The 22,093-nt window shown below is 60.3% G+C and carries 19 protein-coding genes and 2 pseudogenes; 13 read left to right on the forward strand and 8 right to left on the reverse strand.

What is annotated here, in order from left to right:
* Nucleotides 1–188 precede the first annotated feature (188 nt).
* Nucleotides 189–437, forward strand: a complete 249-nt coding sequence (locus CFE42_RS18540) for a DUF3562 domain-containing protein (protein WP_037044588.1) — start codon at nucleotides 189–191, stop codon at nucleotides 435–437.
* Between the two features lie 743 nt (nucleotides 438–1,180).
* Nucleotides 1,181–4,846 carry an EAL domain-containing protein gene (locus tag CFE42_RS18545; protein ID WP_238563822.1) on the forward strand — a complete coding sequence of 1,222 codons (3,666 nt, stop codon included), beginning with the start codon at nucleotides 1,181–1,183 and terminating at the stop codon, nucleotides 4,844–4,846.
* 579 nt (nucleotides 4,847–5,425) lie between these two features.
* On the opposite strand, the gene CFE42_RS18550 is transcribed toward CFE42_RS18545, so the two are convergent.
* Entirely contained in the window at nucleotides 5,426–7,489 is a 2,064-nt protein-coding gene (locus tag CFE42_RS18550) for a sigma-54-dependent Fis family transcriptional regulator (RefSeq protein WP_251471303.1), read from the reverse strand.
* A 448-nt stretch (nucleotides 7,490–7,937) separates the two neighbouring features.
* Between CFE42_RS18550 and pqqA the strand changes: the two genes are divergently transcribed.
* From pqqA to pqqE, 7 genes are all read left to right on the forward strand, one after another.
* Nucleotides 7,938–8,012: a pyrroloquinoline quinone precursor peptide PqqA gene (pqqA, locus tag CFE42_RS18555; protein WP_009277167.1), complete on the forward strand. Its 75-nt coding sequence runs from the start codon at nucleotides 7,938–7,940 to the stop codon at nucleotides 8,010–8,012.
* A 195-nt stretch (nucleotides 8,013–8,207) separates the two neighbouring features.
* Complete coding sequence (locus tag CFE42_RS18560; RefSeq protein WP_004633354.1) at nucleotides 8,208–9,467, forward strand: PQQ-dependent sugar dehydrogenase; 1,260 nt, start codon at nucleotides 8,208–8,210, stop codon at nucleotides 9,465–9,467.
* Nucleotides 9,454–9,777 (forward strand): cytochrome c, encoded by a 324-nt coding sequence (locus tag CFE42_RS18565; protein WP_004633353.1) that lies wholly within the window; start codon nucleotides 9,454–9,456, stop codon nucleotides 9,775–9,777. Before CFE42_RS18560 ends, CFE42_RS18565 begins: the two co-directional genes overlap by 14 nt.
* A 90-nt stretch (nucleotides 9,778–9,867) precedes the next feature.
* Complete coding sequence (gene pqqB, locus CFE42_RS18570; protein WP_004633352.1) at nucleotides 9,868–10,803, forward strand: pyrroloquinoline quinone biosynthesis protein PqqB; 936 nt, start codon at nucleotides 9,868–9,870, stop codon at nucleotides 10,801–10,803.
* Nucleotides 10,800–11,513, forward strand: coding sequence for a pyrroloquinoline-quinone synthase PqqC (pqqC, locus tag CFE42_RS18575; protein ID WP_037044586.1), 714 nt, complete (start codon nucleotides 10,800–10,802; stop codon nucleotides 11,511–11,513). Before pqqB ends, pqqC begins: the two co-directional genes overlap by 4 nt.
* Before the next feature lie 10 nt (nucleotides 11,514–11,523).
* On the forward strand, nucleotides 11,524–11,784 hold the full coding sequence (gene pqqD, locus CFE42_RS18580) for a pyrroloquinoline quinone biosynthesis peptide chaperone PqqD (RefSeq protein WP_004633350.1): 261 nt from the start codon (nucleotides 11,524–11,526) through the stop codon (nucleotides 11,782–11,784).
* The gene (pqqE, locus tag CFE42_RS18585) at nucleotides 11,781–12,941 is read left to right on the forward strand and encodes a pyrroloquinoline quinone biosynthesis protein PqqE (RefSeq protein WP_004633348.1); all 1,161 of its coding nucleotides are present in this window, start codon (nucleotides 11,781–11,783) and stop codon (nucleotides 12,939–12,941) included. Before pqqD ends, pqqE begins: the two co-directional genes overlap by 4 nt.
* A 67-nt stretch (nucleotides 12,942–13,008) precedes the next feature.
* Here pqqE and CFE42_RS18590 read toward each other — a convergent pair.
* The 3 genes and pseudogenes from CFE42_RS18590 to CFE42_RS18600 form a co-directional block, all read right to left on the reverse strand.
* Nucleotides 13,009–13,176, reverse strand: a pseudogene (locus CFE42_RS18590) (IS3 family transposase); the annotation flags it as partial.
* A gap of 28 nt (nucleotides 13,177–13,204) precedes the next feature.
* Complete coding sequence (locus tag CFE42_RS18595; RefSeq protein WP_004633346.1) at nucleotides 13,205–14,701, reverse strand: HAMP domain-containing sensor histidine kinase; 1,497 nt, start codon at nucleotides 14,699–14,701, stop codon at nucleotides 13,205–13,207.
* Entirely contained in the window at nucleotides 14,698–15,426 is a 729-nt protein-coding gene (locus tag CFE42_RS18600; RefSeq protein WP_004633344.1) for a response regulator transcription factor, read from the reverse strand. The genes CFE42_RS18595 and CFE42_RS18600 overlap by 4 nt, the downstream gene beginning before the upstream one ends.
* 132 nt (nucleotides 15,427–15,558) lie before the next feature.
* Between CFE42_RS18600 and CFE42_RS18605 the strand changes: the two genes are divergently transcribed.
* The 4 genes and pseudogenes from CFE42_RS18605 (at nucleotide 15,559) to CFE42_RS18620 (ending at nucleotide 18,899) form a co-directional block, all read left to right on the forward strand.
* Nucleotides 15,559–16,233 (forward strand): cytochrome b/b6 domain-containing protein, encoded by a 675-nt coding sequence (locus CFE42_RS18605; RefSeq protein WP_004633342.1) that lies wholly within the window; start codon nucleotides 15,559–15,561, stop codon nucleotides 16,231–16,233.
* A gap of 8 nt (nucleotides 16,234–16,241) precedes the next feature.
* Nucleotides 16,242–17,033, forward strand: coding sequence for a molybdopterin-dependent oxidoreductase (locus CFE42_RS18610; RefSeq protein WP_004633340.1), 792 nt, complete (start codon nucleotides 16,242–16,244; stop codon nucleotides 17,031–17,033).
* Nucleotides 17,034–17,153: 120 nt separating this feature from the next.
* Nucleotides 17,154–17,453 (forward strand): annotated as a pseudogene (locus CFE42_RS18615) (pentapeptide MXKDX repeat protein).
* 45 nt (nucleotides 17,454–17,498) lie between these two features.
* On the forward strand, nucleotides 17,499–18,899 hold the full coding sequence (locus CFE42_RS18620) for a cytochrome c biogenesis protein DipZ (RefSeq protein ID WP_004633337.1): 1,401 nt from the start codon (nucleotides 17,499–17,501) through the stop codon (nucleotides 18,897–18,899).
* Nucleotides 18,900–19,305: 406 nt separating this feature from the next.
* On the opposite strand, the gene CFE42_RS18625 is transcribed toward CFE42_RS18620, so the two are convergent.
* From CFE42_RS18625 to CFE42_RS18640, 4 genes are read right to left on the reverse strand one after another with little or no spacing between them, the layout of a single operon-like run.
* A complete protein-coding gene (locus tag CFE42_RS18625) occupies nucleotides 19,306–19,566 on the reverse strand; it encodes a hypothetical protein (protein ID WP_004633335.1) in 261 nt (86 codons plus the stop codon).
* A gap of 24 nt (nucleotides 19,567–19,590) precedes the next feature.
* Nucleotides 19,591–20,052, reverse strand: coding sequence for a hotdog family protein (locus tag CFE42_RS18630; protein WP_004633334.1), 462 nt, complete (start codon nucleotides 20,050–20,052; stop codon nucleotides 19,591–19,593).
* Nucleotides 20,049–20,852 (reverse strand): beta-ketoacyl synthase chain length factor, encoded by an 804-nt coding sequence (locus CFE42_RS18635; protein ID WP_004633333.1) that lies wholly within the window; start codon nucleotides 20,850–20,852, stop codon nucleotides 20,049–20,051. Before CFE42_RS18635 ends, CFE42_RS18630 begins: the two co-directional genes overlap by 4 nt.
* Nucleotides 20,849–22,066 (reverse strand): beta-ketoacyl-[acyl-carrier-protein] synthase family protein, encoded by a 1,218-nt coding sequence (locus CFE42_RS18640; protein ID WP_004633331.1) that lies wholly within the window; start codon nucleotides 22,064–22,066, stop codon nucleotides 20,849–20,851. The genes CFE42_RS18635 and CFE42_RS18640 overlap by 4 nt, the downstream gene beginning before the upstream one ends.
* Nucleotides 22,067–22,093 lie beyond the last annotated feature (27 nt).

Below are 22,093 nucleotides of genomic sequence, written 5' to 3' on the forward strand. Positions count from 1 at the left end.
AGCTGAGTGGCAGGTTGTCCCTGAGGAACTGATGAGAGGGGTGCGCGGCAAGGGGTCGAAAGAATGTCGCTGTAGGTGAGTCAGGTAGCGGTTGTCCGCTCTTCCGGTCAGGAGCAGCCAGTCCGCACAACTCGATGAGCCCATCGGCATGGCCAAGGAAATCGTTCACAATCAGGAACATCTGAACCTTGGCTGACGCCACTGCACAAGTGACCGACTCAGAGCTTCGAGAGGAGCACTACGCTTACGTACTCGACATCTCCGACAGACTTGGATTGCCGCCCGATGTCGTGGCTCCGGTTTTTCGTGAGACGCTGCGAACATTGTCGGCTGGAGCAACTGTGGAAACCTACGTAGTCCTTCTTGCCGCCAAAAAGACGCTCTCAAAACTCAGGTCTACGGCTGGTGCCAACGGCACCTTCCACGACGAATTCTGATTGCGGCGGGTAGAGCTCAAAGAGATACCAGACCAGCGCTAGGCCCGCGCCGACGTCGCCTTTTCGTCGGTGACGATGAACTCGCCAACTGCCACGGTCCCGCGTCTAGGGCAACATTGAAGAAACCCCATACACGCCAGCAAGCTATGCCGGAAATATCGTCTTACGACCAGCGAGAGATTCAGGAATTCATGGGGTTAATCGCGCCGTGGGGCGCGGCATACAGGGATGCTACGTTTAGCTTCTTAGGCGTGAAGAATGGTGACCATGTCTGCCTTGCCCAAGGACATGTAATTCTTCCAACTGGCAAGCAATTGCCACCCTTGCTCGAAGTCGTACGCCGTCCATCTGGGCTGGCAGTATTCGCTTATCTACGCTCGGCCTTGATTGCAGCGGCCTTATTGATGCACTCGTTGGAGATGGGGTACAAACTGTGTTCGGGGTTCGATCGGGCCAACCGGAGTCGGTGACGCTCCAGTAGCGACGTTGCTTGAGTGAATGACAAGTATGCTTACTCGCTAGGCAAATCGCTGCGGATTGCCGTGATGGTGAGGGGGCGGGTGAAGCATAGGATGTCCCTCGACATCCTGATGAAGTTAGATGAATATACGCGAATGCGGTTGCAACTTGGCGGGTTCGGTCGCTGATGATATGGCGTATGAAAAAATATTGATCGTCCTGAATGAATCATTAAAAATAGTTTTTGCAAATAAAGCTATTATTGACGGTGGGCGAGGATAAGTGTGGTCAAATACGCAAGATTACAAAGTCTTCATGCGCGGATATTCCTCGTCATATGCGCGGCGGCGTTCCCGCTGCTGATAGGTTCTGGGTACTATTTATATAAGCAATCTGAGCTGGTTCGCGTTGCTGCGCAGGTAGAGGCCAATCAATATCTCACGCTCGCTGCAGAGTACGCGCAGGCGGAAATTCTCGGCGCGGGAGAGGCTCTTGACGCAATTTCGGCAACGCCATCCATACAGAGCAGAAACTGGGCGCTTTGCAACGAGTATCTTCATAGGCTTGTCACCCAGCGTGCAGACCGCTATTCCAATATCGGCGTAGTCGATTTGAACGGAAATCTGCTTTGTAGCGGGGTCCCTGTATCGGCGAGGACGTTATTCAATTTTGCCGATCGAACCTATTTTCGGCTTGCTTTGAAGCGACCTGGTTTAGCTGTTGGTGATTATCAGACGGGGCGGCTCACTGGCCTACCTGCCATCTCTGTCGCCACGGCAATGCGCGATGGGGGCGGCAAACCTTTCGCCGTCGTGTTCGCCTCATTAAGGCTGACATCCCTTGAGCGTGAGAGCCCGAACTCGGTCGATAGCGAGGCCCGCATTACGATCCTCGATCGAAACGGAGTGGTTCTGCTGGCCTCAGACCCCCTGATCGGGCGGGTTGGACAGTCTCTCCAGCGCTCCGGGTTGCGCGAAGCGTTCATGGCACGGGCCCGCGATGTTCGCATCTCAACAGACGCGACAGAGCCGTTTCGGCTGATTGGGTCCATGTCAGCCGGACCCCGCGACGATCCATCGGCAATCACGGTGCTCTACACGTCGCGTGGGTCGGCTGTGTTCTCCGGCTTATATCGCGATCTAAGGTTGAGGGCGCTTGCCGCGCTCGCCTTGATAGCGATAGCCGTCAGTGCCGGGTGGACAGGCACAAATGCGCTGATCGGCAAGAACATTCGCCGTATCGCCAACGCCGCAGCGCGCATGCGAGGGCGCGATTTTCACACGCGAGTCGCCCATGAGGTTTCGGGTAGCGAGTTCCAGCTGATAGCCGTGCAACTCGATGAGATGGCGAAGGAGTTGGAGCAGCGGGAGCGCGAGTGGATGTCCTCGATCCAGAGGCAGACTCATCAAGTGGATCTCTTGCGGCGGATCGCGCAAACCGAACCGCTTGAAGGCATTCTGCGCTCCATATGCGAATTCGCCGAAGAGCAGGTGCCCGGCGCGCAGGCATCGCTGCTGCTCGTCGACGAAGATCGTTGCGTCACAAGCTGCATCGCCCCCAAGCTTCCCAAGTCCTATTGCGACAGCCTCATTGGTATTCGGGCAGTCAGCGGCGCGGGCTCTTGCGGCACGGCCATTGCGGAGCGCAGAGTCATTGTTTCGGAGGACATCGAAAGCGACCCTCTGTGGGTGGATTTTCGGACGCTTGCAACGTCACATGGCCTGCGCGCGTGTTGGTCGTATCCGGTCATTTCTACCGGAGATCGAGTCTTTGGTTCGTTTGCGCTCTATTTCAATGAGCAAAGAGCGCCACGGCCGGACGAACTTCCTGTCAGTCGAATGGCGGCGGAAGTCGCTGCAGTCGCGATCGACCGATACCAGACTGGTGAGGCGCTTGCCCAGTCCGAGGCTGAATACCGCTCACTTTTCGAGACGAATCCGTATCCGATGTGGGTGTCGGAAAGCGCGAGCGGAAAGTTTTTGGCAGTCAACGATAGTGCGATCAAACACTACGGATTCTCCCGTGAGACTTTCCTGGCGATGCGGGTGAACGATCTGGACGCACCGGAGCAGCACTCCCAGAAGAGCGAACCATCGACGGAAAGCGGCGGTGAGCGGCCGACCGTGACGAGCGGCGTCAAGCTGCATCGTGATGCTCGCGGGGATACACTTGAAGTGGAACTTGCATACTTTCCGCTTCGCTTTCAGGGACGGAACGCGACACTTGCGCTCATTTCCGATGTCACCTACCGGAGCGCGCTGACGCACACCATTCGTGAGCAGAAGGAGTTCTTTTCACTGCTCATGGGTTCGACTGTGGAAGCGATCTGCGGATTGGACCAGAACGGGTGTTGTACCTTCGCGAATGCTGCCTGCGAACGGCTGCTTGGCTACTCCGCTCAGGAGCTCGCGGGTAAGCCAATGCACGCGCTGATACACCACACGCACGAAGACGGCTCCCCGTATGAACTGGCCGCATGCCAGATTCAGAACAGCATTGCGTCAGGGGCGCACGTTCATGTGGACAATGAGGTGTTCTGGAGAAGCGACGGCACGTCACTGCCGGTCGAGTATTGGGCCTATCCCATTGTGCGGGACGGTCAGGTGGCCGGCTCGATCGTTACCTTCATCGAGACGAGCGAGCGCCGCAGGCAGCAGGACGAGTTGCGCCGCCGCGCGACGTTCGATGACTTGACCGGGCTTCTGAATCGCCCAAGTTTCGTCACGGCTCTCGAAACCCGACTGCAGCAGGCAGACGCCAGCGAGCGCCATCCCGTCGTCGCCATCCTGGATCTTGATGGATTCAAGGAGATCAACGACTCACTCGGGCATGCCACGGGCGATCAACTTCTTCGGGGCGTGGCTGAACGGCTTACTGATCAGTTGGGTCCCCACGCTGACGTTGGCCGTCTGGGTGGAGACGAGTTCGCTTTCGTCGTGGACGAGAGCTATGGTCCGCCAATCGCTACGCGCATCGAGGCGGTGATGGAGTCGATTCGTCGACCGTTCAGCATCGCTGGGCTCGACCTCGCAATCAACGGAAGCGTAGGGGCCGCGCGATATCCGGGAGCGGGTCTTGACGTGGATACCCTCCTTCGCAGTGCTGATGCCGCAATGTATGTAGCAAAGAGGGAGGGACACGGGTTCACCTTCACCGATAGGGTCGATGCCGGAACTCCACGCCCCTTCCTGCTGAGTGAATTGCGCAGGGCGCTGCAGGAGGACGAGTTCATCTTGCATTTCCAACCCACAATTCCCCTCCAGGGGCTACCTCACTTCGGTTTCGAGGCGCTCATTCGGTGGAACCATCCACGGCTCGGGATCGTGGGTCCGGGCGAGTTCATGCCGATGGTTGAAGTCAGCGATCTGATTCACCCGCTCACAGAGTGGGTCATCGCCTCTGCCGTATCGCGTTTCAAAACCATCATCGAATCATGGCCCAACGCGTTCGTTGCAGTGAACGTCTCGATGCGCAATTTGATCAACCAGAAATTCACTTCGAGCGTTCAGTATCTGGTCGAGCAGAATCGATTTCCGGTGAACTGTCTCAAGATCGAAGTCACGGAAAGTGCAGTCATGGCAGACCCCGACCGTACGCTGAGAGCCCTGAATGAACTTCATGGCCTTGGTGTTCGGATCGCGGTCGACGATTTTGGTACGGGGTATTCCTCTCTCGCCTACCTGCAGAAGCTGCCGGTGGATGACCTGAAGATTGATCGCTCCTTCGTGAGTGGTCTCTCTGGGAGCCAGCCATCAAAGGCGATCGTGCACTCGATCATTTCGCTGGCGCACAGTCTGGGCCTGTCGGTGACGGCGGAAGGTATTGAGTCGGAAGCAGACATGCGGATTCTTCGCGCCGCCGGCTGCGATTTTGGGCAGGGATACTACATCGGCCATCCGATGCCATTCGATGCAGTGCATGACTGGTTGAAGTCGCGCAGCTTTGTATAGCAGTAGCCAGGCAATCACTGGAGCAGGACCATCTCAGTTGCTGGTCGCCCGGCAGCACTGCTCACGCTCACGAAAGATATTTGGCCCACATACGCGCATGACGGTTATCGTCGGGTGGGTAGATCTTGCTGAGGAATGGCTGTAAATGCATTGGCAAACCCATTTGCTGTTGCTGGTGTCGGAGGAATCGGGTTGCCGACGCTGCCGCGCCGCATTGGGCTCGAGCGGCAGATCAGCCCGGTCCTACGCTCGCGCGAACCGAGCGTGCGGCAGTCGCTCATTCTGAAGACCCTGCCAGCAATGACAACGCGCAGGTCTTTGCCGCGCGTCGCGAATCGAAAAACAACTTTCAATGATCACGCGCTGTGTCGGTCGGCCTCGGAGCGCGTGACTAAAATATGGCGTTAGACGGTTTGATTGACAGCGGCAGGCGCGCGCTGAGCGTGGCGCATCGGGTCGTTACGCCTCTTAGGGTTCTGCCCGCGCCCTTGAGCAGGCGGTTCTGTGGCGATATGACGGTGTCGGGTAACGCGTTCAGCAGTCCGTCTGCGCTGACCGCAAGAGCGGAGCATCTCGTCGCTATAGGGGACGCGAGTCACGTTGCGGCGACTGCAGATCGCTTGTCGCTGCGGCGCCAAGCGACTGAAGCTTTCGGTAGATGCGATTGCGCGAAACACCCAGTGCGCGTGCGGCGGCTGACACGTTGCCGCCGTTCGATTTGAGCACCTGCCGGATGAGCGAGGACTCCAGTAGATCCAACGTCGCCTGGTCTGCCGATACCGGCAGCATGTCGTGTGCCGGTGGCTCCTGTGCCGGTTGCTCCCGATGACGTACATCTTCCAGGAAATCGTCTGGCAGATCATCCAACTGGATCTCATCGCCCTCGGCCATGACCATTGCCGAACGCACGAGATTGACCAGTTGGCGTATGTTCCCCGGCCAGTCGTATGTCTTCAACAGGCGCAGGACTTCGGGGGCAACCCGGAAGCGCTGACCACCGTGCTCACCAACCAGGAGGCGATTGAGCACCGCCTCGAAGTCACGCCGCTGGCGCAAGGGCGGGAGCTTGACCAATAGTCCGTTCAATCGGTAGTACAGATCGTCGCGGAACGTACCCCGGGCGATCATGTCACGCAGATTGCGATGGGTTGCGCAAACCAATGCGACATTGACTGGAATCGCCTTGGCGCTGCCCAGGGGGGTGACGATGCGCTCTTGCAGCACACGCAGCAATCGCGCCTGCAGCGTCAGCGGCATATCGCCGATCTCGTCGAGGAACAGCGTTCCGCCATTTGCCTGCAGGATCTTGCCAAGGCTGCCGCGCCGGCGGGCTCCGGTGAACGCGCCCTCCTCGTACCCGAAGAGCTCTGATTCGATCAAGGTCTCCGGAATCGACGCACAGTTGACGGCAACAAACGGGCCTGCGCAGCGGGGTGAATCCTCGTGGATAGCCTGGGCCAGGAGCTCTTTGCCGGTGCCGGTCTCGCCGATGATGAGGGTCGGGATATCGCGGCCGTTGAATTTTTTGAGCTTGCTGATCACTCTTGCGATTTCCGGGTCTCCGGTGTCCAACTGGCCCAGACCTGAGGTGGCCCGAGCCCGGACCGGGCTCGCAGTGCCGGCACGCGACTCGGCCTCCTGTCCCACCTTGTCTGCAGACAGCGGTCGTAGCAGCGATCCGCAATCGGTGCGTTGACGGATCGAGACCTTGGCATACAGGCTGACACCATTGGCAGCATGCACTCGCAGCGGATCTGGCGTTGCCGAACGATAGTGATCAAACAGCGCGGGCACGCTGAGCCCAAGGAGCGATTCCAGCGTGTGCCCGGCCAACGCCGACGGGGTCAGCCCGAGTTGGAACAGGGCGCTTCGATTGACCGCGCGATATCGCCCATCCAGCCCAAAAGACAGCATCCCCTCCATGAGCGTGCCGATCAATTCGGGTCGGCTGTGCAAGTGCAGCGTGATGCAGTCGGGATTGGCCGCAGCGAACAGCTGATTTTCAATCTGTAGCGCTGACATCCGGACCAGCGCCATGGTGTGTGCCGGAAAATTTCCCGGATCTCCGCTGACGTTGAGCACACCCGTGACCTTTCCGGATGCGTCAAAAAGAGGGACCGCAGAGCAGTTGAGGACATGGTTGACGCCAAGATAATGCTCATTGGCGCTGACCTGGACGGGCGCCCCTTCTACAAGTGCCGTACCGATGCCATTGGTACCGCGCAGGCGCTCGGACCACGTCACCCCCAGCGACAAGGCCACGCGGTCGGCCTTCTCCAGGAAGTCCTTGTCGCCCTGCGCGTGGAGGATCACGCCTTGGGCATCAGTGAGCAGCACGATGTTGTGGTGATGACTGATCTGCTCGTAAAGGGTTTCCATGACGGGCAAAGCGTACGCATACAGCGTACGGTTCTGCTCGATTGCGAGCGACAGCGCCGCCTTGCTCAGCGCGCTGAAGTCGGGGTTGTCCGTGACTTGAAGGCCGTAGGTGGTGGAGCGTCGATGAGACTGTTCGATGACGGCGGCATGCTGCCGTTGCCACGATGTACCGCTAAGGGGGGTATCGAGCAGGTTCCAGGCGCTTGAGACCTGGCTCACGCGCGCATCATTGGTCGGAGCAGGGTCGCTGGGGGCGCCAGGCATCTATGTCTCCTATTGTGCGTCTGATCGCGCGCACTGATGATCGGGTTGCTCCCGCTTGGATGGGCGGGTCGCACCCTTCTTGTAGGGCGTTTGCTTCGTATATTACAGGGCGGCAAACGGGCGTGCCAAACCCTGCGCACGAAATCTCGCACCCGTATATCGCTGTTTCGTTGCAGAACAACTGGATCGAAACGAATCAGCCTGTTCCGTTACGGATCAGCGCTGAACATCCCATTGCAGTGGCGCTGCTACGCAGTACGAGATGTCGTTGCTCGCGGCCAACAGGCATCAGCACAGGCGCTGCGGGACGTGAGCGTTCGCGCCATGGACGGTGATGCGGTCGGATCTAGGTGATGGCATGGTGTTTGCGATTAGTGGCGCGGCTGTCGTGAGGCATCACAAAAGCCGCATGAACGTCACAATTCAAAAATCGAAATAGGAGACAACCATGGCATGGCAAAAACCCGAAGCGACCGATCTGCGTTTTGGCTTTGAAATCACGATGTACATCGCCAACCGCTGATTGCGGGTCGACTACACGAGCGTTGGGCGTCATGTTCGCAACTGCGCGATACGACCTTTGTGTCAGATCGGACGCAGGCTGCGAACGGGCGCCGCTTTTCTTCTAGACCTTCCCAATTACCGCTGAAGTACAAGCGCAGCCGCTCGGCGGACTGTGTGGGGATGTCTTTTTCCAAAAATCCATGAGGAGACAAACATGACAAGCAAGCTTGCAGCCAGACTCGCGTTGCTTTGCGCGGCAGTATCCTGCAGCGTTGCCGCACAGGCCCAGGACAACATGCAGAAACTGGAGGGGTTCAAGAGCACAGGGGCATCGTTGAACATCGAGACGGTGCCGCAGGGCGGGGCACGCGCAGCGGCGCTCAAGGCCAATCTCAAGCAGGTCAAGCTGCCGCCTGGCTTCAAGATCGATCTGTATGCGATCGTGCCGGACGCGCGTCACATGGCAGTTGGCCCCAATACGGGCGTGGTTTTCGTCGGTACGCGCAAGACTCGCGTGTGGGCCGTCTCCGACCGCACCAAGAGCCGTGTCGCCGATGAGGTGAAGGTGTTCGCACCGTCTGTCAGTTTCAAGATTCCGAATGGCTTGTGCTTTTCGCCGGACGGTGTGCTTTATGTCGCCGAACAGAATCGCGTACTGGCATTCCCGGCAGCCGATTTTTTCTATGAGAGTCCTGATGTTGCCACGGCACCTGTCGTGCCCCAGGGGGAGCTGATCCCGGTTGAAGAAGAGAGCTTCAACCACACCGCCCGGACCTGTCGGATCGGCCCGGACGACAAGCTCTACATCACACTGGGTAACCCGTTCAATGTGCCCCCCAAGGAAAAGGTTGCCCTGTATGACAAGGTCGGGATGATGGGCATTATCCGGATGGACCGCGACGGCAAGCACCGCGAGGTATTCGCCCGTGGCGTGCGCAATTCGGTGGGGATGGACTTCAACCCCAAGGACAAGACCTTGTGGTTCACCGACAACCAGGTCGACGGAATGGGTGACGATATTCCGCCGGGCGAGCTCAACCGCGCCACGAAGGCTGGTGAGAACTTCGGTTTCCCCTGGTACGGCGGTGGGCATATCCGCACCGTCGAATACAAGAGCGAAACGCCGCCGTCCGGTGTGGTTTTCCCGCAGGTTGAAATGGCGGCACACGCTGCGGACCTGGGCATGACGTTCTATAAGGGCAAGATGTTCCCGGCCAAGTATCAAGGCGGCGTGTTCAGCGCTCAACACGGCTCGTGGAACCGCACAACGCCGGTCGGCGCGCGCATCATGTACACGCCGGTCAAGGCCGACGGAACCGCTGGCAAGACCGAAGTCTTCGCTGAAGGGTGGTTGACGTCGAATAACGAGTACCTTGGGCGACCGGTAGACGTGGCGACGCTGCCCGACGGCTCACTGCTGATCTCCGACGACTACGCCGGTGCAATCTACAGGGTGTCGTATGCGGCGGAGTAAGGGGCTGCTCGGTCTTTGCGCAGCGCTGATGCTGGCAGCAGCCCCGGCGATTGCGGCGGGCAGCGGTGCGCCTGCCAAGGCCACACAATGCTTCGCCTGTCACGGCGCGGATGGTTTGTCGAAGGCACCCGACGCACCTAATCTCGCTGGCCAGAACGAGCAGTATCTTGTCAAAGCACTGCAGGACTTTCGCTCCGGCGCGCGGGCGCACGAAGTGATGTCAATGATGGCCAAGGGATTGTCCGACCAGGACATTCAGGCGGTCTCTGCATACTTCAGTGCAATCGCGATCAGCGTGAAAGCACCGTAGTCTTGCCGGCGGGCGCCAAGCTTCGGCGCGGCGTCCGCTGGCCAGGTTTCTCAATCGGGCATTGCGCGCGGCGCTTTGCCCGGTTTCGTCATGACGCTCATGAGAATCATCGTGCTTGGCGCCTCGGCCGGAGGCGGTTTCCCGCAGTGGAATTGCAACTGCCGCAATTGCGCGGGTTATCGCGCGGGTACGGTCCGTGCGCTGGCGCGCACGCAATCGTCCATTGCCATCTCGACCAACGGTTTGGACTGGCTTCTGATCAATGCGTCGCCTGACATTCTGACCCAGATTCGTGCCACGCCAGCGCTGCAGCCCGGGCGGGCGACGCGCGACACAGGCATCGCCGCAGTGCTGCTCATGGATGCGCAGGTCGACCATGTCACCGGCCTGATGATGCTGCGAGAAGGCGGGCGGCTGCGTGTGCATTGCACAGCTTCGGTCTGGGAGGACCTGACCGAACGTTTGCCCCTGACGCGGGTGCTGGCGCACTATTGCGGTACGGATTGGCAGCCGATCACGCTCGACACCGAGGCAGGACTGCAACGACCTTTTGAGGTGGCGGGTATCCATCATCTGCGCATCACGCCGTTTCCACTCAGCAGTAAGGCGCCCCCTTACTCGCCGCGCCGGCTCGAGCCCGATCCGGGCGACAACATCGGCATTTTGCTGGAGGACACGCATACCGGGCGCAAGACTTTCTACGCTCCTGGCCTTGGTGTCATCGAGCCGCACATTGCAACTGCCATGGCTGGTGCGGACTGCGTGCTGGTGGACGGAACCTTCTGGACCGAGGATGAAATGGTGCGCTCGGGCTTGTCGAGCAAGCTGGCCCACGAAATGGGCCACCTGCCGCTCTCCGGCGACGCCGGCATGCTTGCATTTCTGAACACGCTGGATGCGCGCCGCAAGATCGTCATCCACATCAATAACAGCAACCCGATTCTCGACGATGATTCCGCCGAACGCGCAGAGCTGACTCGATACGGCGTCGAGGTCGCATACGACGGGATGGAGATCGAACTTTGAGCCGAACCAACGCAAGCCCCGACGCTGCATGGCCGCCTGAGGAGTTCGAGGTGCAGTTGCGCGCAAAGGGCGCTGGCTACCACATCCATCATCCGTTCAACGTGCGCATGAACAATGGTGAACTGACGCCCGACCAGGTTCGGGGCTGGATCGCCAACCGTTTTTATTACCAGGTCAACATCCCTCGCAAGGATGGCGCCATCATCGCCAATTGCCCGGATCGCGAAACCCGCCGGCTTTGGGTGCAGAGAATTCTCGATCATGATGGGAATGCTGATAGCCCTGGCGGTATCGAGGCCTGGGTGCGGCTGGGTGAGGCTGCAGGCATACCTGAGCAAGACCTCTGGTCGCTCAAGCGTGTAGTGCCGGGTGTACGCTTTGCCGTCGACGCTTACGTGAATTTTGCACGGAGCGTGCCGTGGCAAGAGGCGGTGTGCTCATCGCTGACCGAAATGTTTGCGCCAAAGATTCACCGCGACCGGCTAGCCAACTGGCCGCAACATTATCCGTGGATCGAAGCCGGTGGTCTGCACTACTTCCGCAGCCGGATCACGCTCGCACAGCGCGATGTCGAACATGGCCTGAAGGTGACACTGGCACACTTCACGACACGTGCGCAGCAAGAGCGCGCCCTCGACATCCTGCAATTCAAACTTGATGTCCTCTGGTCGATGCTTGACGCGATTGAGCGCGCGTATCCCACTCGCTGAGCACGCCACAATGACGATCCCCAAGAAACCCCGCGTTGCCAAAATGTTTCGCCTGCAATGGGAGCCAGCCCAGCAAGCCCACGTACTGCTTTATCCGGAAGGCATGGTCAAGCTCAACCAGAGCGCAGCGGAAATCCTCAAACGCTGTGATGGCTCGCGCGACCTGTCCACGCTCGTGAATGAGCTCGAGCAGGCGTTCGGCTCGACGGGACTCCAGCAGGACGTGGAAGATTTCCTGCAAGCAGCCGCAGACCAAGGGTGGATCCAATGACCGACGTGCAAACCTTGCCTGTTGACGGCGCGGCTGTGTCGCCCCCGCTTTGGCTGCTTGCGGAGTTGACGCATCGTTGCCCGCTTCACTGCGTGTTTTGCTACAACCCGGTTGACTTCGCACGCCGGCGCGACGAGCTCAGCACCGCACAATGGATCGACGTACTGCGCCAGGCGCGCCAGTTGGGCGCGGCTCAGTTGGGCTTTTCGGGGGGGGAGCCACTGCTGCGTGACGACCTTGAGGAACTCGTCGCCGAAGGGCGGCAACTGGGCTTCTACACCAACCTGATCACCTCGGGTATCGGATTGACCGAGGCCCGGCTGGCCCGTCTCAAGGCAGCTGGACTCGACCACATTCAGCTTTCTTTCCAGGACTCCACGCGCGAGATGAACGACTTTCTGTCGAACACGCGCACGTTCGATCTGAAATCACGCATTGCTTTGTTGATCAAGCAATACGACTATCCGATGGTGCTGAACGTAGTACTGCACCGCCATAACCTCGATCATGTCGAGCGCATCATCGAGATGGCGGTAGCAATGGGCGTCGAGTATCTCGAACTTGCCAATACTCAGTACTACGGGTGGGGGCTGATCAACCGGGCGCAGCTGATGCCCACGCGGGAGCAATTGCAGCGTGCCGAGGCGGTGGTGAATGCATACCGTGGGAAGCTCGGCAACCGGCTGCGCATCCTGTTCGTGGTGCCGGACTACTTCGAGTCCCGCCCCAAGGCTTGCATGAGCGGCTGGGGAGCGGTGTTCCTGGCTGTTACGCCAGATGGTACCGCCTTGCCATGCCATGCGGCGCAGACCATTCCTGGCTTGCGCTTTCCTAATGTCGCAGATATGCCGCTTGCTGAAATCTGGAATCAAAGCGAGGCGTTCAACCACTTCCGTGGTGATGCCTGGATGCAGGAGCCCTGTCGCTCCTGCCCGGAAAAGCATAAGGATTTCGGTGGCTGTCGCTGCCAGGCACTTGCGCTCACAGGCGATGCGGCACAGGCTGATCCTGTGTGCGATAAGTCGCCCCATCACAGCCGGGTGCAAGAGATCGTGCTGCATGCCCGGCACACGCAGCAAAGCGCCGTGACGGGCGAGCACCCCTTGATATTTCGCAGCGATGCCAACTCGCTGCGCCTGTCGAGTGCTCCCAAGTGATCACCCGGGACCGGGCACATTTAGGCGTTTTTCATCGAGCGCGCTCAACCCCATAGGACGAAGCGGAGTTGTCTTTCCAGCCTTCCCGCTGCAGCATCACGTGCACACGGCGATAGCCGTAATGGACGCGCGTTCCCGCAATCTCTTTGATGCACGCAAGCAGTGCCGACGAGTCGCGAGCAACCGACCGATACGCGTATAGCGAGCATGACATGTGGAACAACGCGCAAGCCTTGGTCAGGCTCACGCAATAGCGGTCAACATCACCCACTTGCGGCACCCGCCAACTGGAAGCGAAACACCGCACCCTTTCCGGGCTGCGGCACCAGCCGGATTTCGCTGCCATGCAGCTGCAGGATTCGCTGCACGATCATCAGCCCGAGCCCACCGCTGCGTGAGCCATCGCTGCGGGCACCGCTCATGAACACTGGACGCACGAAGAGTCCCTTCTGAAGTTCACCTGGGATACCCGGCCCGGTGTCGCTAACCTGGACCGCGACCCCAGTATTCGTTGGACGCAACTGCACCTCGATCGCGCCGCCTACTGGCGTATGGTGGATGGCGTTGTCGAGCAGGTTTGTTAGCACGCGCTCGATCATGCCCAAGTCGGCTGACACGATGGGCAGACCGGGCGCAATGTCTGGCTTGAGTTGTTGCTGACGCGCCCCTGCTGCCAACTCGAACTTCTGAAACACGTCTTGTACCAGGTCGGCCAACGCGAAATTTTCCTTTTCTGGCTTAACCACGCCGTACTCAAGCCGTGCTAGCTCAAATAGCTCCTGTGCGAGCCGGCCAACCTTGCGGCTCTGACCGAGCGCAATGTCGAGGTAGCGGCGGCGCTCTTCGTCGTCGAGGATACCGGCCTTCAGTCGGAGCGTTTCCAGGTAGCCGTGTAGTGAAGTCAGGGGCGTGCGCAGGTCATGCGAGATATTGGCGACGAGTTCGCGGCGCTGCTGGTCCTGCAGCGTCAGCTCTCGCCACTGCTCAGCAATGCGCCGCGTCATCTGCACGAAGGCCTGGCTCAGTGTCGCTATTTCTCCGCCACCGCGCGCAATGCGCTCCAGCGCCGCCGTTTGGCTTTCGAGCGATCCGATTCCTTCGGATTCGAAGCGTCGGACTACAGCCGTCAGCTCGCGCAGAGGCCGCGTGATGAGCCAGAACGCCACCGTGCCCGCTACAAGCCCGAGAAGAGCCACCAGCCCCATGGACCACAGCGTTGTCCGCAAAACGTTGTCAGCCGCCACGTGCGCGGCAACGGCGTCGTGGTCCTCGCCCTGCAGCACCACGTAGACGTAACCTGCGTCTCGGCCATCAACGCGCATCGGCGCGGCGCTAAAAACTTTGGGCGTTTGCAAGTTGCGTGGATCGTCACCGAGGACCGGCATCGTCGCACCAGCGAGCAGTCTGCGCACCGGCGCGAGGTCGACGCGGTCGCGCTTGAGGTGGCCGGGGGGCGCCGCTTGCGCCGCAATGTGGCCGTCAGGCGAGAGCAGGTAGACCTCTACGCTAGGATTCACCGCCATCAGTTTGTCGAACAGATCCTTCACCGCGACAGGGTTTAGTCCTTCCGGTCGCATCAGTTCGGCATTCTCCGCGATGTGTGCGGCCAACCCGCTCGACAAGCGTTGGATCACCTCCTGCTCGTGACGTCCGTTCGAGCGCAATTGCAGCCAAGCCGAAGTGCCGCAGCACACCAGCAACAGCACAGCGAATACCAGCGAGAGCCGTCGAGATAGCACTGCCTCCCCTCGTCCACTCATGCTGCGTCCTCCTTGCCGTCTGCCCCGATAGAGAGCTTGTAGCCGCGCCCCCAGACGGTGAGTATGCGCCGCGGCTGCGCCGGGTCGACCTCGACCTTGGCTCGCAGCCGGTTGATGTGAGTGTTAACCGTATGCTCGTAGCCGTCGTGCTGGTAGCCCCAGACTTGATTGAGCAGGTCGAGCCTCGAAAACACTTTGCCCGGATGACGTGCGAAGAAATGAAGTAGGTCGAACTCGCGCGGCGTGAGTTCGATCGGTTTGCCGTCGACGCGCACCTCGCGCGCTAGTGGTTCGATCTCAAGATTGCCTAGTGTGAGGCTACCCGACTCCATGCGCGCGTTACGCGCCAGCGCGTCGGTACGTCGAATCAGTGCCTTCACGCGCGCCACCAGCTCCAACACCGAGAAGGGCTTGGCAAGGTAGTCGTCTGCGCCGAGCTCCAGCCCCAAGATGCGGTGCACCTCGGTCGACCGGGCACTGATGATGATGATTGGCGTGTAGCGGGCCTGGACCCGCGCGCGGCGGCAAATCTCCAGGCCGTCGATGCCAGGCAGCATCAGGTCGAGCACCAGCGCATCCCAGTTGCCCCGTTCCATTTCCCGCTGGCCCGCATGGCCGTCAGCCGCGTGCACCACCGCATAACCCTCGTCCCGGAGGTGCATGCGCAGCAATTCCGCGATGTGTGCGTCATCTTCAACGAGCAGGACGCGTTTGGCAGAGTCCATGGGGCGTGGGGAAAGGGATGTCTAAAGCGTTCTTTAGGACTGATTGTCCCGCGATCTGACCGGCGCAGTTATCACAATTAATTGAACTTTGCGTGATGAATCGGTCAGGGGAAGCGCCCAAGAATACGTTCCATGAAACGCGACGCCCACCTCTCTATGCCCACCAGCATCGACACCAGTCCGGTGCATCCGTTGTGGATGCGCTGTACGCACTGGTTCAATGCCTTGGCAGTGATGGTGTTGGTGCTGAGTGGTTGGCGCATCTACAACGCTGCACCGTTCTTTCCATTCACTATCCCAGCCTCCGCTACTTTGGGCGGATGGCTGGGAGGCGCGCTTCAGTGGCACTTCGCAGCGATGTGGTTGCTGGTGGTCAACGGCTTGGTCTACCTAGTCATGAATGTCGCCAGCGGCCGACTGGCCCGCAAATTTTTCCCAGTCACGCCGGCGGGTGTGCGGTGTGACATGGTCGCAGCGCTCAAGGGAAGGCTCTCGCATGCCGACCCGCGCCACTACAACAACGTGCAGCGGCTCGCCTATCTGTTGGTGATATTGGACATCGTGCTGTTGGTGCTTTCGGGCTTGGTACTGTGGAAGTCGGTGCAGTTCGCGACCCTGCGAGAGCTACTTGGTGGCTACGAGGTAGCTCGCCGCATCCACTTCTGCGCGATGGCCGGCGCTGTGGCGTTCGTGGTGGTGCACCTTGTGATGGTAGCTCTGGTGCCACGCACCCTGCTGACGATGTTAGGCGGCCGCGCGGCTGGCACCCCCTCCCCGATCCAGGACCGGTCGTCGCACGACGCCTGATTCCTCCCATGAAGATATTCAAAGCTCCCAGATTCGACGGCATTGATGGTGACGCTGTGCTCATCGAGGCACGCCGGCAGATTGCCCGTCACGTCAACCTGCCCGCGCGTCGTGCTTTCCTGCAGCGCTCGCTCACGCTGGGCGGCCTGTCGCTGCTGACCGGCTGCAGCATCTCTGACAACGAGCAGGTCGAGGCGGCTCTCTCGCGTATCTCACGCTTCAACGACAAGGTTCAGGGCCTGATCTTTGACCCGAACCAACTGGCCCCCACGTACCCTGACTCGATGATCACGCGCCCCTTTCCGTTCAATGCCTACTACGGCGAGGATGAGGTGCGCCAGGTTGATGAGCAGGCATGGCGGCTTGAGGTTACCGGTCTTGTCTCCGACCGACGTCAATGGAATCTAGCCGACCTGCGTGCGATGCAACAGTACGACCAAGTGACACGCCATATCTGCGTGGAGGGCTGGAGTGCGATCGGTAAGTGGGGAGGCGTGCGCTTTGGTGACTTTCTACGCCGAGTTGGCGCCGACTTGAGCGCCAAATACGTCGGTTTCAAGTGCGCTGACGACTACCACACCAGCATCGACATGGCGACCGCGCTACATCCTCAGACACTCATGGCCATAACCTATGACGGCGCGCCGTTACCTCCGAAGTATGGCTTCCCGATGAAGCTGCGAATGCCCACCAAGCTGGGCTACAAGAATCCGAAGCATATTCAGGCCATTTTTGTGACCAATACCTATCCCGGTGGCTACTGGGAAGACCAGGGCTACAACTGGTTCGGCGGGAGTTGAGCCCCACGTCCGCTCCCCGGACTGTGGCTTGGCTGCCAATGAAAGCGAGAGGCCGTGTTCACAAGGACCGCGCCATATCTATAGGCAACGCAAGCATCATCACTTACTTAGGAGAATCACATGAACAAGTTCGCTACCACTTTGCTCGCTGTCAGCCTGACCTTCGGCGGTGCCTCGGCCGTTTTCGCTGCGGACGCCATGGGCAAGGATGCGATGTCGAAGGACGCGATGTCGAAGGACGCGATGTAGAAGGACGCGATGTCGAAAGATGCGATGTCGAAGGATGCGATGTCGAAAGATGCGATGTCGAAAGATGCGATGTCGAAGGATGCGATGTCGAAAGATGCGATGAAGAAAGACTCGATGAAGAAGGACGCGATGAAGAAGGACGCGATGAAGAAGGACGCGATGTCGCAGTAAGACTCCTTTGACGCCCCTCCAATTCGAGATAAGGAAAGTCGCACCATGACTCTCTTCATCATTTCGTTCCTTGGAGGGGCGCTGACCGTGCTTGCTCCATGCATCCTGCCGGTCATCCCCTTTGTGTTCGCAAGGGTCGACCAGCCATTCGTCAAAAGTGGGCTTCCTATGCTGGTGGGGATGGCCTCCACTTTTGCAGCGGTCGGAACACTTGGCGCTGCGGCAGGCAGTTGGGCAGTAGAAGCCAACGAGTACGGCCGAATCGCTGCAACCGCGTTGCTAGGGCTCATGGGAGCTGCGATGGTCTTTCCTCGCCTAGCTGAACGTCTCACACGCCCCCTGGTCTCTGTTGGCTTGGATCTGTCCAATGCCGGCAATGCACATACTGCAATGGCCGGGAACTGTGTGTTCCCCTCCTTTATTCGGGGGGTCGCGACGGGGCTTCTATGGGCGCCATGTGCCGGTCCGATACTTGGATTAATTCTTACTGGCGCTGTTCTTCAAGGGCCAAACGTCAAAACCTCTCTGTTGCTGTTAGCGTACGGCGCTGGCGCCGTGAGTTCTCTTGCACTGGTTCTCCTGACCGGCCACAGGATTTTTGCCGCCATGAAACGCTCCCTCGGCATTGGCGAGTGGTTTCGAAAAGGTCTAGGGATAACAGTGCTTTCTGGCGCGGTCGTAGTCATGACCGGCGTAGACACAGGGTGGCTTGCTCAAGTTTCATCGGGCAGCGTCGAAGCGTCGGTTGAAAAAATGCTGCTCCAACATTTCGCTCCAAGGCAGACCGGGAAAATGCCTATCGCTGACGGGCAACAGCAGGCAAAAAGGAATGCACCCGGAGGTCGTCTCATCCTTGTACAGGCGCAGCAGAATCGACAACCCCTGAATTTGCCAGTTGAGGGGCTTTTTCCACCGTTGACTGGCGCCGTTGACTGGTTGAACTCACCTCCGCTCACGGTTGAGGCGTTGCGCGGCAAGGTGGTGCTGGTGAATTTCTGGACCTTCGGTTGTATCAATTGCCGCAACGTCCTGCCCTATGTGCGCGAATGGGACCGGAAATACAAGGACCAGGGACTTGTTGTCGTGAGTGTTCATGCCCCCGAGTTTGCGTACGAGAAGAACATCGAGAACGTGAAGCGTGCCGCAAGCGAACTTGGCGCGACCTTCCCCATAGCGATCGATAACCGATTTGAGATATGGAAAGCCTTCAACAATAACTACTGGCCGGCCAATTATTTTATTGATTCCCAGGGGCGCATTCGCTTCCATCATTTCGGTGAAGGCGAGTACGAAAAGTCAGAGCGTGTGATTCAGCAACTCCTCAAGGAGGCGCGAGTCGGAAATCGGCCGGTACCCATGACCGAGACCACGCTTGAAACGCTGAACGCTGCTTTGGCCCTCCAACGCGCGGGAGATTTCGTTGCGGCTGGGGTTGGCGCTGGATGACGAGCAGTAGTGGTCAGTCCGGCTCGGTTTAGCAACATGCCTGTATGTACCTGTGGATACCTTTTGCACGAAGGAGCTACTTCGCCCGCTCTTCTGCCCCCCCACCGCAAAGGCTGAAAAGATGCAACTAACCCCAACATCAAAAGTGACGGACGAAGGCGCCAGTTCACCGCTGCGCGAGTGGACGTGGACTGGTGCGTACAGACAACGAGATTTGATCACCTTGTGTTTGGCAGAGTCTGCGGAGTTGTTCGTAGTTTGTTATTAAATCAATGGGTTATTGGAGATTCCACAGTGGGTGGTTCCGCTAACCTTTTTGAATCCGTCTCGCCATATAACAAAAACCCGGCAGTCCGCCAAGGACGCCGGGTTTTTGTTGCCTGCAGCGCGCAGACCTGCTGCCGCTCTAGTCACTCTCGCAAGGTTTCTTGAAGACATGCTTCACCCCGCATTTGGTCGCATGCGCCGCGTTTTTCACGCCATGCCCGACTGCTCGTGCGGCGTTGGCTGTGGCGTGCCCGGCTTCCTTTGCCGCATGGCCGGTCTTACGGGCGGCTTCCTTCGTGTCCTGCTTGATGTTCTCCTTGGTCTCGGACAAGTCGGCATGGGCCAGGGGGCTGAGCAGCGCCACCAGCAACGCGGGGATCAACAGCAGACGACCATTCACGGCGGGAATCCTCACAAAACAGGTTCATGCAACGGACGCGTCGAGCACCACGGCGGCGCGACCGGTCAACAGGATGCGTGCGCCACTGCGCACGGTAAAGCGGTACAGCACGTTGATGCCATCGCCGCCGATGCGTTCGGCTTCGACGTCGAGCGGCGTCTCGATTGTGTCGAGGCGCGGTACGTGGGCCTCAATGCTGCGCACACTGGCGAGAAAGCCGGCGCGCGGGCGTGCTTGCGCAGCATCGCACAGAGCGCCGTGCACGGCCATCGCCTGAGCGGCGTATTCGATGCCGCAGACAGCCGCCAATTGACCGTGGGAGCGCAACGGGTTGGCAGTGTCACGATGACTCGTGGCGTTGCAACGGATGTGCGCGTCGTCCCAGGCGACGACGGTGTCGAGCAGGCACATCGTGCCGCTGTGTGGGATACGCGCTGCGATCCAGTTGCGGTCGAGCGGCGGGGTTGGCTGCGCGTTTGACGTCATGGCGTGCCGAAGGTGATGTCGACCTGTACGCGGGTCTCGTGCAGGTACTCGAGCACCACGCGGCCTGCGCGCCGTGCGGCCAACGCTTCCAGCAGCGGCAGCGCGCGGGCTGCGGCGTTGCCGTGCCACAGCGTTTCGAGCCCGGGTTGTGCCAACGCCGTGAGCGGCGCGTCGGTCAGCGCAACGTCAATGCGCGCGAGCGTGCGCGGGCCGGCTTCGGGCGCGAGCACCAGCGCCACTGCAAACGGATCGGGCACGGGGCGCACCGCGTTCAGCGGTTCCGGGTAGTCGCCGTCATACGCGATCACCAGCGCGGGCGAGGCGTCAATCGCGACCTGGCAGAGGCCGTCCAGCAGGCCGGCGGCAAAGCTGCCGTCGTACGCGCACAGCACGTTGGACGGTGCCATCGCGTGCGTGGCGATGCTCCAGTAGCCGGCTGGCGCGTTGTGCACGGAGTTGTGAAAACGCGTAGGTGAGAGCTTGCGGTCGTCCCCCGCCAGGGTTTCACAGATGGCGTTGCAGTTATGGCCGTCGCCGCCGGACGAACTGAAGACCGTGGCCAGCGTAGCGGCATCGCGTCCGCTGGCTGCGACAGCCTCGTGGCCGACTGCCAGGGCGAGCTTGACCACCGGCCCCGTGCGGCGGCGTTCGACCGACGGCAGGCCGGCTGGCGGCGGCAACTCTGTCGGTGCGTGTGCGTAGCGCGCACGGCCGGCAAGCACGTCGGCCGTATGCGGCCAATCCGGCAGACCGGGCCCGAGGATGCCGGCGCTCTCGATGAAGGCGCTGAGTCGGGTCATGACGACAGGCCCAGGTGATCTGCGCGGCCGAAGACCAGGCTGCAATTCGTGCCGCCAAATCCGAAGGCGTTGCTGAGTGCCGTGCGAACGCGGGCGTGGCCGCTCTCCGTCAGATAGTTGGCGATGAGCGCCGGGTCCGGCTGCGTGGTGTTGATGCCGGCAGGCAGAAATTGATGGCGCAGCGCCAGTGCTGTGATCACGGCTTCCAAAGCTCCGGCCGCGCCCAGCGTGTGGCCGGTCGCGCCCTTGGTCGAACTGCACGCCGTGCCGTGGAACAGCGCCTGGATGGCGCGGGACTCCGCTGCGTCATTGCTGGGTGTGCCGGTGCCGTGCAGGTTGATGTAGTCGATGTCCGCCGTGCTCAGGCCGCTGGTAGCGAGCGCTTGCGCCATGGCAGCGCGTGCCCCCAGCCCTTCGGGGTGCGGCGACGACATGTGATGCGCATCGCTCGATTCGCCAATGCCGAGCAGCAGGATGGCATCGTCGTCCAGCGCGTCGTTTGCCTCGGGGGCACGCTCCAGCAGCGCAAAGCCGGCGGCCTCGCCGATGGAGATGCCGTCACGCGCCACGTCGTACGGCCGGCACGGTTGCCGCGACAGCAGCTCCAGCGAGTTGAACCCGTACAGCGCCGTCAGGCACAGCGAATCGACACCACCAACCACCGCCGCATCGATCAGGCCCGCAGCCAGCATGCGCCGCGCCGAGGCAAACACCTTGGCCCCCGACGAGCACGCCGACGAGATCGCCATGGCCGGCCCGCTCAACCCGAAGTACGCGCGCACAAATGCGGCTGGAGAATAGATATTGTGCGTCTGCGCGTAGTGAAAGCTGGCCGGCAGCGCGCCCGTTTGCGGATCGCGCTGCTGGTAGGCGCGTTCGGTTTCGAGAATGCCCGACGTGCTGGTGCCGATGAATACGCCGACGCGTCCGGCGCCGTGGCGTGCCTTGGCGGCTTCAACGCTTTCGGCAAAACCGTCCTGTGTGAGGCCGATCTGGGCGAGCCTGTTGTTGCGGCAATCGAAATCGGCCAGGTCTGCGCGCACGGGCGCGGCATCGGCGCCAGGCACTTCGCCGATCCACGTGTCGAGATCGGCGCGCGGGAAGGTGCACGGCGCGAGGCCGCCCCGTTGCCCGCGCAACGCGTCGAGCGTGGCGTCAAGGCCACGTCCGAGGCAGCTCGTGGCGGTGAAATGCGTGAGCAGGACGGGCTTCACTGGGGGCGATGTCGCGGCAATTGTGGG

This window comes from Ralstonia sp. PBBBR1 (genome assembly GCF_002256165.1).
Classification (GTDB): Bacteria; Pseudomonadota; Gammaproteobacteria; order Burkholderiales; family Burkholderiaceae; genus Ralstonia; species Ralstonia thomasii.